The 10,309-nt window shown below is 69.4% G+C and carries 12 protein-coding genes, 1 tRNA gene and 1 pseudogene; 8 read left to right on the top strand and 6 right to left on the bottom strand.

Translation table 11 applies throughout. The annotated features are described in order from the left end of the window. Window positions 1-182: pseudogene (locus tag HY68_RS45125) on the top strand (hypothetical protein); the annotation flags it as partial. Here the strand turns inward: HY68_RS45125 and HY68_RS14865 are convergent. Continuing rightward, the gene (locus HY68_RS14865; RefSeq protein ID WP_041988957.1) at window positions 166-486 is read right to left on the bottom strand and encodes a hypothetical protein; all 321 of its coding nucleotides are present in this window, start codon (window positions 484-486) and stop codon (window positions 166-168) included. The pseudogene HY68_RS45125 and the gene HY68_RS14865 sit on opposite strands and share 17 nt — an antisense overlap. Before the next feature lie 103 nt (window positions 487-589). On the opposite strand from HY68_RS14865, the gene HY68_RS14860 reads away from it, so the two are divergent. Further along, window positions 590-820: a DUF4287 domain-containing protein gene (locus HY68_RS14860; RefSeq protein WP_041988955.1), complete on the top strand. Its 231-nt coding sequence runs from the start codon at window positions 590-592 to the stop codon at window positions 818-820. A 175-nt stretch (window positions 821-995) separates the two neighbouring features. On the opposite strand, the gene HY68_RS14855 is transcribed toward HY68_RS14860, so the two are convergent. After that, window positions 996-1,859, bottom strand: coding sequence for a Bax inhibitor-1/YccA family protein (locus HY68_RS14855; protein WP_041988953.1), 864 nt, complete (start codon window positions 1,857-1,859; stop codon window positions 996-998). Window positions 1,860-2,101: 242 nt separating this feature from the next. Here HY68_RS14855 and HY68_RS14850 point away from each other — a divergent pair, with 242 nt between their 5' ends. Next, on the top strand, window positions 2,102-2,650 hold the full coding sequence (locus HY68_RS14850; protein ID WP_041988952.1) for a glycoside hydrolase family 25 protein: 549 nt from the start codon (window positions 2,102-2,104) through the stop codon (window positions 2,648-2,650). Window positions 2,651-2,684: 34 nt separating this feature from the next. Here the strand turns inward: HY68_RS14850 and HY68_RS14845 are convergent, their stop codons facing one another. Both HY68_RS14845 and HY68_RS14840 read right to left on the bottom strand, forming a co-directional pair. Further along, complete coding sequence (locus HY68_RS14845) at window positions 2,685-3,587, bottom strand: UTP--glucose-1-phosphate uridylyltransferase (protein ID WP_041988950.1); 903 nt, start codon at window positions 3,585-3,587, stop codon at window positions 2,685-2,687. Window positions 3,588-3,807: 220 nt separating this feature from the next. Continuing rightward, a complete protein-coding gene (locus HY68_RS14840) occupies window positions 3,808-4,239 on the bottom strand; it encodes a hypothetical protein (protein ID WP_041988948.1) in 432 nt (143 codons plus the stop codon). 426 nt (window positions 4,240-4,665) lie between these two features. Here HY68_RS14840 and cutA point away from each other — a divergent pair, with 426 nt between their 5' ends. The 4 genes from cutA (at window position 4,666) to HY68_RS14820 (ending at window position 8,077) form a co-directional block, all read left to right on the top strand. After that, window positions 4,666-4,989 carry a divalent-cation tolerance protein CutA gene (cutA, locus tag HY68_RS14835; protein ID WP_198533271.1) on the top strand — a complete coding sequence of 108 codons (324 nt, stop codon included), beginning with the start codon at window positions 4,666-4,668 and terminating at the stop codon, window positions 4,987-4,989. A gap of 43 nt (window positions 4,990-5,032) precedes the next feature. Then, the gene (locus HY68_RS14830; protein WP_347560447.1) at window positions 5,033-6,283 is read left to right on the top strand and encodes a helix-turn-helix domain-containing protein; all 1,251 of its coding nucleotides are present in this window, start codon (window positions 5,033-5,035) and stop codon (window positions 6,281-6,283) included. An 80-nt stretch (window positions 6,284-6,363) separates the two neighbouring features. After that, entirely contained in the window at window positions 6,364-6,984 is a 621-nt protein-coding gene (locus tag HY68_RS40085) for an ATP-binding protein (RefSeq protein WP_078863933.1), read from the top strand. A 1-nt stretch (window position 6,985) separates the two neighbouring features. Beyond that, the gene (locus tag HY68_RS14820) at window positions 6,986-8,077 is read left to right on the top strand and encodes a methyltransferase domain-containing protein (protein WP_041988947.1); all 1,092 of its coding nucleotides are present in this window, start codon (window positions 6,986-6,988) and stop codon (window positions 8,075-8,077) included. Here HY68_RS14820 and HY68_RS14815 read toward each other — a convergent pair whose 3' ends face one another. Continuing rightward, a complete protein-coding gene (locus HY68_RS14815) occupies window positions 8,078-8,596 on the bottom strand; it encodes a hypothetical protein (protein ID WP_041988946.1) in 519 nt (172 codons plus the stop codon). Between the two features lie 265 nt (window positions 8,597-8,861). Next, a tRNA-Leu gene (locus HY68_RS14810) sits at window positions 8,862-8,944 on the bottom strand. Between the two features lie 544 nt (window positions 8,945-9,488). Here HY68_RS14810 and HY68_RS14805 point away from each other — a divergent pair. Further along, window positions 9,489-10,259 carry an ABC transporter ATP-binding protein gene (locus HY68_RS14805; RefSeq protein WP_041988945.1) on the top strand — a complete coding sequence of 257 codons (771 nt, stop codon included), beginning with the start codon at window positions 9,489-9,491 and terminating at the stop codon, window positions 10,257-10,259. The last annotated feature ends 50 nt before the right edge of the window (window positions 10,260-10,309 follow it).

The raw sequence follows: 10,309 nt of genomic DNA, 5'->3' as shown, positions 1-10,309 counted from the left end.
CCGAGCGGCTCGCCGACGCCCTGCGCGGCGGCGCCGCGCCGTACCTGCTCGGCGGCTCGGGCGTCTCGGGAGCGTACGCACTCACGTTCGCGTGCGGCGCGGACGGGTCGGCCGCTGCGACCGGCGCCGACGACGGCGAGCACGTCTACATCCTGGCCGACCGGGTCATAGCTTCGCTCTGACCACGGTCCGCTCCACCAGCCTCACGGCCTCGTCCAGTTCCTCCACGGACGGGGCCGTTCGCAGTGCTTCGGCCAGATCGCCCGCAGCCACGGTGACCTGGTCGGCGACCGCGAAGACCCCCGCGTCCGGCATGATCAGCGGCTCGGTTCCGGGAGCCTCAAGACGCTGGGCGCGTACGGCGAGTTCCCTCGCCAGCGCGAGCGCCTCGGCCGCCGCGCCACGCTGCAGCCTGCTCTGCGGGGCCGACCGCAGCCGGTCGGCGAATCGGTCGACTGCGGCCGTCAGGGGCGTGGTATCGAGCACGCCGCGACCCTACGCGCCCTTTCGGGACTGTTGCCAACAGGCCGCCGCTCAGGCACGGTGGCGTGCAGGACCACCAGTACGCGCAACGTATCCGGAGGCGCCGATGTCCCTTGTGTTTTCCGAAGAGACCCATCGCAACCTGCTCTCGCGCATCCCGCACTGCACCGGTCGTGAAGTGTCCGACTGGCTCCGCACGGTCGACGAAGGACCGGCCCTTTTCCGCTTCGAGGAGAAGGTGAGCTGGCTGAGGAGCGAACACGACCTCGCCTACGGCCACGCGAAGGCGATCGTCCACGAATACGACCTGCGCCGGGCCGCCCGCCGCTTCGGCTGACCCTGGCCTCAACCCCCGGACCCCCGGACTCCCGGACTCCCGGACTCCCGGACTCCCGGACTCCCGGACTCCCGGACTCCCGGACTCCCGGACTCCCGGACTCCCGACGAACGAGAAGGGGCCCGTGGACGTGTCGTCCACGGGCCCCTCTCGATACCTCGGGTCCGGCACTACATCAATTGTTGCCCTGGAGCAGCGACAGCAGCCGCAGCGCCTCCAGGTAGATCCACACCAGAGTGACCGTCAGGCCGAAGGCCGCCAGCCACGACTCCTCGCGCGGAGCGCCGTACGTGACGCCGTCCTCGACCTGCTTGAAGTCGAGCGCCAGGAAGCACGCGCCGAGCACGATGCCGATGATGCCGAACAGGATGCCGAGACCGCCGCTGCGGAAGCCGAGACCGTCACCGCCGCCGAAGGCCGCGAAGAGCAGGTTGACCACCATGAGCAGCAGGAAGCCCATGGCCGCCGCCATCACGAAGCCGTAGAACCGGCGCGTGACGCGGATCCAGCGCATCTTGTAGGCGATCAGCACACCGGCGAAGACCGCCAGCGTGCCGAGCACGGCCTGGGCCACCACACCCGGGGAGATGTACGTGGAGACCGTGTTGCTGATCACTCCGAGGAAAACGCCCTCGAAGGCCGCGTAGGCAAGGATGACCGCCGGGACGGGCTTGCGCTTGAACGACTGGATCATCGCGAAGACGAACGCCACCAGGGCGGCGCCGATGGCGATGCCGTACGACTTGCCGAGGCTTCCGCTGTCGACGGGGATCAGGACCCACGAGAGGACCGCCGTCAGGGCGACCGTGCCGAGCGTCATGGCGGTACGCGCCACCACGTCGTCGATCGTCATGGCACCCGAGCGCGGCGGCGCCTGCGGGTCACCGACCTGGGCGCCCTGCTGCGGGGCGTAAGGGTTCGTGGCGTACGGGTTGGCCCCTACGGCTTGGCCCCCGGCCTGCGGCGCCGCATTGAAGCCCGCATAGCCGTTGTCGCGGCTGAAGCCCCGTCGCGAGAAGACCGGGTTGCTGCTCCTCATCTCACTCCTTCATGGCCACCTTGCGCGGCCTTGGCACAAGAGTAATGCGAGAGCAAAGCGGACGCCCTAGTGCTCGGGGAGGATCTTTCCGAGATCGTGACGTCGCCGTCCCTCGTGTGTCCCTCCTGTTCCCCGCGCATACCGCTTACGACACCTGTGCGACACGGGTCACAGGCGTAGACAGGGACTGACGCGGGCAACCGGAGAGCGGGACTACTGCATCCCTCTGGAGGCACCCTCAGATGACAGTCAAAGGCGTGGACGTCGCGTCGTACCAGACCTCGACCTTCAGCACGGCGGGGCTCGCCTTCGTGTTCGTCAAGGCCACCGAAGGCACGACGTACACGAACCCGAAGATGACAGCGCAAGCCGCGCACGCCCGCAAAGCGGGCTGCGTGGTCGGTTTCTACCACTTCCTGCGGTCCGGCAACGTGAAGGCGCAAGCCGCGTACTTCGTCGAGCAGGCCGCTTCCGTGCAGGGCGATCCGCTGTTCGCCGACTGGGAGGATCCGGACGTCTCGAACTCCGCGAAGGACCAGTTCCTGGCGGAGGTGAAACGGCTGCGCGGCTCGACCCATCGCGTCGGGTTGTACTGCAACCGCGACTACTGGCTGAACCGCGACACGACGAGCCAGGCCGGCGACGCGCTGTGGATCGCCGACTATGTGACGGCGGGCAAGCCGCGCATCCAGGCCAAGTGGCTCTTCCACCAGTACACGGACGAGCCGCTGGACACGAACCGCGGCGCGTTCGCCGACAAGGCGGCGCTGCGCGCCTGGGCGGAGAAGTAACGGCGGGCCACCCGCGGCGTGCTACGCCTGCGTCCTACGCCTGCGGGTGGTCGAGCTCCTGGGCCAGCCGGCGCAGATGCGGGCCGTACTCGGGGTCGGCGAGCGCGGCGGCGAACTGGGCGGTGAGATACGCGAGCGGGTTGCCGGTGTCGTACCAACGGCCCTGGATGACCTGGCCGTACACGGCGCGGCTGCCCGCGTACGCGTTGATGGCGTCGGTCAGGTAGATCTCGCCGGTGCGGTGTTCCTTCCAGCGCTTGGTCTGTTCGCGCAGCTCGTCGATGATGCCGGGCGTGATGACGTAGCCGCCGATGGCGGCGAACGCCGACGGCGCGTCCTGCGGTTTCGGCTTCTCGACGAGGCCGGTGATCCGCAGCAGCCCGTCGTCGAGGTCCTCCTTGACGACGGGCACGCCGTAGCGCTGCGAGTCGGCGGGGTCCATCGGCATCAGGGCGAGCACGGGGCAGTTCGTCGCCTCGAACGCCCGGATGAGCTGCTGTGCGCGGGGTACGTCGGCGACGAACACGTCGTCGGGCCAGAGCACCAGCATCGGCTCGTCGCCGAAGTTACGGGCGGCGTTGAGCACCGGGGTGCCGTTGCCGTACGGGCCGTGCTGGTCGAGGTAGGTGATGTGCCCGAGCCTGGACAGCTCACCGACCTCCTCGACGGCGTCCGCGTAGGCGTCCTTGCCGTCGGCGCGCAGCTGCGTGACGAGGCCGGGGTTGGGCCGGAAGTGGTCCTGGATGAGGCCCTTGCCGCCGGAGACGACGATGGTGATGTCGGTGATGCCGGAGGCCACCAGCTCCCTGACGGTGTGCTCGATGACGGGCTTGTCGCCGACCGGAAGCATCTCTTTCGGCGTCGACTTCGTCAGCGGGAGGAGGCGGGAGCCGAGGCCGGCCGCGGGGATGACTGCTCTGCGGATCGTCGGGGCCATGCCACTCTCTCGATTCGGGGGCGCGCACCACACCGGTCGGCGGGACCTGTCTGACGCTACCAATGACCCGCGCGGGTCTTCGAAGCGAGGCACCCGTGTTCGTACGGTGTTCCCCCGGTGTTCCCCGCGGATTCCGGTCACGTTCCGCCCGGGGCGGGGACCCGACGGGCCCCGCCCCGACGAGCCACCGCCCCGGACGAGCCACCGCTCCCGCCGGCCGTCAGCCCAGCGGTGTGTCGAAGTTCTTCGCGGGGATGTCCTTGCCGTCCGACGTAGTGGCGGCGAGGCGCTTGTACCGCAGGACGAAGTGGTCCAGCTCCGTACCCGGCGTGAACGCGACCCAGCCGGTCGTGGTCTTCCCCGTCTCGGCGTCGTCGAGTGGCGGATATCCGGCCTTCTTGAGTTCGTCCTCAAGGATCGACGTGCTCGCCTGGTCGATCCCGTTGGGCGTATCCGTCAAATAGAAGGAATCGGCTCCGAACGAGTCGTAGTACTTCGCACTCGCCGTCACTTTCACGTTGACCAGGACGACCTGCTCGTCGGCCAGCGCCGAGTACTTGCTTTTCGCCGCGGCGGACGGCTGATACCCGCTCACATACTTGATGACGGTGGCCTTTTCGCCCATGACGTCATCGGTGAACGACTTGTTCACCGCGACAGGATCACCGGCCGCGGCACCGCCGCCACCAGCGGCCGAAGCGGAAGCCGCCGGGCTCTCGGCCCCGGCGCTGTCGTCACTCGGCGAGGAGACAGGAGCCGAGGAAGTCTGCTCGGCAGCACCCGAATCGTCGTCCTCGGGACCACAGCCGACGAGAAGCATGGACCCCGCCGCCAATGCCACAGCGGCAGGCAGGAATATACGGACACGCATAGCGCAAAACCCCCGAAGTCAATGCGAGCCCACCCTCCCGGTCAGTGAAGGATTCCCCGGACTCGCCCCGTATCACCGGTACTTGGTGACGCCACGGGAATATACAGGAGGGCGAAGTTCAGCCAATGGCGGGGTACGGCGCGGGAGGACACGACGAGGTCGCCCGGGGCCGGCCTTCGGGCGTGGCCTGGTGGATAAAGTCCCGTCATGACTGACCTCGTGCAGGTGTCCACAGCCACCGAGACCCGCGAACAGGCCGTCCAACTCGCCCAGTCCGTGGTGCGGCAGCACCTGGCGGCAGGGGCGCAGATCATCGGCCCTGTCACCTCGGTGTTCTGGCACGCCGGGGAGTTCGGCACGGGCGAGGAGTGGCACCTCCTCATGAAAACGCGCGCGGACCGCTACCCGGCCCTCGAAGCACACCTGTTGGAGCATCACCCGTGGGACAGCCCGGAGGTGAGCGCAGTCCCGATCGTGAACGGCTCGGAGAAGTGCCTCAGCTGGGTGGCGACGAACACCGCGCCGGAGTGAGCAGGTCACTTCACCGGAGAGACCGCACCGGCCCGCAGTACCGTTGACCGACAACCTTCTGGCGGGGGTGGCGGTGGGCATCACGAACGAGTCGGGCATGGGCGACCGCATCGCGGAGCTGCGCCGGCGGCGCGGCCTGACGCAGGAAGAGCTGGCCGAGCGGGCGGACCTGTCCGTCGATGTCATTCGCAAGCTGGAGCAGGGCCGGCGGAAGACAGCTCGGCTGACCAGCATCAACGCCCTCGCGGGTGCGCTGGACACCGAGCCGAGCTATCTCGTGGGCCAGCCCGGCACCTTCGAGACCAACGACGGGCCGGACGACGGCCTGCCGTCCGTCCTGGCTCTCCGGGAGGCCGTGTCCCCGGTCGCCGATCTGCTGGGCGGCGACGCCGATCCCGAGGACGTGCCCAGCATCGAGGCACTGCGGCTGGCCCTGGAGTCGACGGAAAGCATCCGCCGCGAGGGCCGCATGGGCGAGATCGGCGCACTGCTGCCGCAGCTCATCCGGGATGCCCGCGCGGCGGCGCACGCGTACACGGGCGCCGACGCCGCGGTGGCCAACTCGGTTCTGGCCGTCGCCTACCAGGTCGCGGCGACCACCCTCACAGCCCTCGGTAAAGAGGACGCCGCGTTCACCGCGATGGAGCGTTCCCTCGCGGCGATCCGCCACTGCGACGACCCGTCGCTGGAAACCCTCGCCGCTTCGACCCTGTCGTGGGTCTTCACGAAGCAGGGGCGGCTGGCCGACGCCGAGCGGGTCGCGCTCGCCCGTGCCGAGAAGATCGAGCCCGGGTTCCGGTCGTCGCAGACCGATCTGGCGCTGTGGGGTGTCTTGTTGCTGCGTGCCGCGACGGCTGCGGTACGGCAGGAGAAGCACGACGCCGTGACGGACCTGCTGCGTCTCGCGAAGGGCGCGGCGGAGAGCATGGGCGAGGACGTCCTCGTCGGCACCACACCGTTCGGGCCGACGAACGCGGGCATCGCCAGGGTCAACTTCCTTGTCGAGATGGAGAAGGCCGAGGAGGCCGTCAGAGCGGCCCGCACCATCCCCGATCTCGGTTCACTGCCGCCCACCTGGCGGGCGCGCTTCCACGTCGACCGGGCTCTCGCCCACAGCGACCTCGGCCAAGACCGCGCGTCCGCCCGCGCGTTGCTACGGGCCGAACAGGACGCACCCGAGTGGATGCGCTACCACTCCACTTCGCGCCGCCTGGTCGAGGAGCTACGGGGGCGCGCGTCCCGCCGGGACACGGTCGTACTGGGACTGGCCGACCGACTCGGCCTCATGCGGTAGGACTTGGCGTCCTACCTGATCCAGGAAGTGGTACCGCCTGCCACTGGGATGTGACCGGGCGGATTCGTAGCGTGACCGACATGAGACCACGTCAGCCGCACCTCCACCCGAGCGGGACAGCCACCGCCCCATTACCCCCCGGCGAAGACCGCCCCGCCCTGGTGGTAAAGCGCTGGCCGAACAGCCCCCGATCGGTCGGCAAGGCACGGCACTTGCTGCTCCAGCACCTGACCGCCTGGGACCTGACCCACCTCGCCGACTCCGCCGAGCTGGTTCTCTCCGAGCTGCTGACCAACAGCGTGCGGCACGCGCGTATCCCCGGGGGGCGTCTGATCGAGACGCGCTACGAGCGTCTGACCGACGCCGTACGCATCGAGGTCCACGACGCCAACGAGACCAAACCCGAACGCCGCGAACCGTCCGCCGACGACGACTCCGGACGCGGCCTGACGCTCGTGGACGCCCTCGCCGCCGGCCGCTGGGGAGTGAGCGCCCGCGCGGGCGTCGGCAAGCTCGTGTGGGCGGTCTGCGCAGACGGCAGCGGGCCAGGACACGACCAGCCGACCGGGACCAGCCACGCAGAATGGGAGACAACCATGTCAGGCAAGCACAAAGGAGATCCCGCACCCATCAAGCCCTGGACACCGCCACCCACCCCGCCGTCCCCGGACGGCAGCGGCGGCACGTACATCGGAGACTGACGTGCCGAATGCAGCCGAGGACGTCGACCTCGTACGGCAACTCGACAGCCGCGGGCTCCTCTCTCCACGGTGGCGCCAAGCATGGAACCGGGTCCCCCGCGTTGCGTTCATCCCGCCGAAGATCTGGCGGCAGCTCCCCGACCGCTGTGAGGCGGTCGCGGACGCCGACCGCACACCCCTCATCCACAGCGACGAGCCCGTCATCACCCAACTCGACGACGGAGAACCCGGCGGACCCGGCATCGCCACCTCGTCCAACTCGATGCCGTCGATGGTGGCTCGGATGCTCGGCCTCCTCGACGTCCACGACGGCGACCGGGTCCTGGAGATCGGCACGGCGACCGGACACGTCGCGGCCCTGCTGTCCGAACGGCTCGGTGACCGCAACGTGGTCAGCGTCGAGATCGACCCGGAACTGTCCCGCCAGGCCCGGGAAAACTGCCGCGCACTCGGATACGAGCCGACACTCGTGGTCGCCGACGGCGAGCAGGGATGGCCCGCAGGGGCACCGTACGACGCCCTGATCTGCACGTGCGCCCTGCGGAACGTACCGGCCGCTCTGATACGGCAGGTGCGGCCCGGCGGGACCGTCGTGACCCCGCTGCACCGGCCCTTCTGGAGCGGGGTCCTGGTCCAGCTCACCGTGCACGCGCACGGCACCGCCTCGGGTCCCGTCCGCGGTGGCGCCTCCTACATGCCGATGAGGTCCCACCGGCCAACCGCCGCCACCGCGCCCGACGAGAGCACGGCCCGCGCAGTCGACAGCGATCTCGACCCGAGGCACCTGCTGACCCTGGGGTACGCCCTCTATGCCGGCGCCCGGATGCCGGGCGTCACCATGGTCGCCGCCCAAGACGGCGACCACACGCAGGTATGGCTCCACGACCCGTCCGGGTCGGCGGCGGTCGCCGCGTCCGGGGAGGACGCCTGGCAGTACGGCCCCCGAGACCTGTGGCGAGAAGCCGAAGCCGCGTACAACGCGTTCGTCGCCCTCGGCCGACCGCAAGCCACCGACTTCGGATTGACGGTGACGCCCGACGGCCAGCGTCTGTGGCTCGGCGACCCGCTCAACTTCCTCGACGCTGGTCTCTAGCTATCTCCGACCACAGCGGCCGTCGCGCAGCCAGTCGCCGAGCACGGCGAAGTCGGTGGCGAGGAGACCGGTCAGGGAATCCACTCGGTGGAGAAGCGCCGGTCCCGGGTGGTGTCTCGTCACCCAGGCCCGGTCCAGATCGCCGATCTCGTCGTCGACCCAGATGAACGGGCGGCCGGCGGCGAGGTGGACGAGTGCCCGGGTCTTCCAGTGCAGCAGGTCCGGGGCGTCCTCTTCCGGCGCGGCCGGTAGCTCGGCCACGGGCAGTTCGGGCAGCCCGAGCAGCGGCGCGATCACCTCGTTGGCGTCACCCATCCACGCGGTGGCCCACACCAGCGCACAGGGCAACGCCAGCAGTCGTGGCCCGTGTGCGAGGTCGATCTTGGCCAGTTGGGGGTTCGACACGTGCTGCCATGCGTCCCACTCGTCGAGCGCCGCCGGAAGCCGGGCGCCGCCGTAGGGCAGGAGCGTGCCGTCCACGTCCAGGAAGAGCAGCGGCAGCTCCGCGTGATCGGTCATGGCCGCACGCTATCGACGCTCGGGCGGGCGGGCGGGGCGGGTGTCGGGCTTGAATGGCGACATCCGGTGGGGGCATTCGTCGCTTCGACTTCTGTCGGCGGGCAATTCGGCGCCGCGTCGACGATCTTTCCCCGGTGGTTCTTCCGTGCCCGCGAAAGCGGCTGCGGTGTGACGTCAACCGCGTGGGGCCCCGGCGGGGCCGCGGGCGCCCACCGTGCGGGGTGTTGTGTGGCGTCCTTGCAGCTCAGGGTCTTGGCCAGCGAGGTGCCCGGAGCCGGACTTGAACCGGCACGCCCGCGAGGGGCAACGAGGTTTAAGCTCGTCGTGTCTGCATTCCACCACCCGGGCGTGGCGCGTGTCCGCGTTGGCACACGAGCCTATCGGGATGCCGCGGCCGAACTGCGGGGCGGTAACCCGATCTTGTCTTATTTTATTGACGTCTGAGGGTGTGTCAGCCCCTGGAACTAGCCATCGGCACATGCCACAGGCGGCAGATGATCCCGTACCGGGCGGTACGGGAATGACGAAAAGTCGCCGTGCGGTTACGCAAAGCGCATCACTCCTTGTCGTTGCCCGGCTGTTGACGCGCGTCGTTGTCGTGATTTGCGGGGGCGCGCCGGACGACGGTGGAACAGGGTGCGGAAGGGGGGCGCCCGGGGGGCGCCGAAGGCGTGACCTCTGAGCGGGAGCGCGCTCGAACTTGCGTGCAGTCTTGGCCAGAACCGACCCGTCAAGGCGTCGGTCGGCCCGTGTCATACCGGAGGAGGAGGCCGGCGGCTCCGGCATCAGACGAAAGATGGCCACCGGAACGGGCATCGTGGGTGACGATCCGCGAGCCGGGCGACGCGACGATGAGATGGCCAGCGCAGCCCCCACCTCAGGAGCGTTTCCCGTGACCACCATGCCGCTCGCCCACCGCACCGTCGCCGTCGCCGCGCGTGCCACCGACCTCTCGAAGGTCTACGGCACCGGCGAGACCCAGGTGGTGGCGCTCGACCGGGTCAGTGTGGACTTCCGCCAGGGGGAGTTCACCGCGATCATGGGCCCCTCAGGATCGGGCAAGTCGACGCTGATGCACTGCGTCGCCGGCCTGGACAGCTTCAGCAGCGGATCCGTACAGCTCGGCGACACCGAGCTGGGGTCGCTCAAGGACAAGCAGCTCACGCAGTTGCGCCGGGACAAGATCGGCTTCATCTTCCAGGCGTTCAACCTGCTGCCGACGCTGACCGCCCTGGAGAACATCACCCTCCCCATGGACATCGCTGGCCGCAAGCCCGACCGGCAGTGGCTGGATCAGGTCATCGCCATGATCGGTCTCTCCGACCGGCTGAGCCACCGGCCCACCCAGCTCTCCGGCGGTCAGCAGCAGCGGGTCGCCGTCGCCCGCGCGCTGGCGTCCCAGCCGGAGATCATCTTCGGTGACGAGCCGACCGGGAACCTGGACTCGCGCTCCGGCGCCGAGGTCCTCGGCTTCCTCCGCAACTCCGTGCGTGAGCTGGGCCAGACCGTGGTCATGGTGACGCACGACGCGAGCGCCGCCGCCTACGCGGACCGGGTGATCTTCCTCGCCGACGGCCGGGTCGTCGACGACATGCTCGCCCCCGGCGCCGACGGGGTGCTGGACCGGATGAAGGCGTTCGACGCCAAGGGCCGTACGAGCTGACGTTCCGTCACCGTCCCCTCGCCCTCTTCTACTTGACCTCGGGAACCCCT

The sequence above is a fragment of the Streptomyces sp. AcH 505 genome, from assembly GCF_000818175.1.
In the GTDB taxonomy this organism is placed as follows: Bacteria; Actinomycetota; Actinomycetes; order Streptomycetales; family Streptomycetaceae; genus Streptomyces.
This window is presented reverse-complemented; position numbering and strand designations above follow the sequence as displayed.

Excerpts from the sequence above, each read along its gene's own strand:
- HY68_RS14860 (WP_041988955.1), top strand. The coding sequence starts at position 590 with ATGTCCCTTGTGTTTTCCGAAGAGACCCATCGCAACCTGCTCTCGCGC.
- HY68_RS14855 (WP_041988953.1), bottom strand. The coding sequence starts at position 1,859 with ATGAGGAGCAGCAACCCGGTCTTCTCGCGACGGGGCTTCAGCCGCGAC.
- HY68_RS14850 (WP_041988952.1), top strand. The coding sequence starts at position 2,102 with ATGACAGTCAAAGGCGTGGACGTCGCGTCGTACCAGACCTCGACCTTC.
- HY68_RS14845 (WP_041988950.1), bottom strand. The coding sequence starts at position 3,587 with ATGGCCCCGACGATCCGCAGAGCAGTCATCCCCGCGGCCGGCCTCGGC.
- cutA (WP_198533271.1), top strand. The coding sequence starts at position 4,666 with ATGACTGACCTCGTGCAGGTGTCCACAGCCACCGAGACCCGCGAACAG.
- HY68_RS40085 (WP_078863933.1), top strand. The coding sequence starts at position 6,364 with ATGAGACCACGTCAGCCGCACCTCCACCCGAGCGGGACAGCCACCGCC.
- HY68_RS14815 (WP_041988946.1), bottom strand. The coding sequence starts at position 8,596 with ATGACCGATCACGCGGAGCTGCCGCTGCTCTTCCTGGACGTGGACGGC.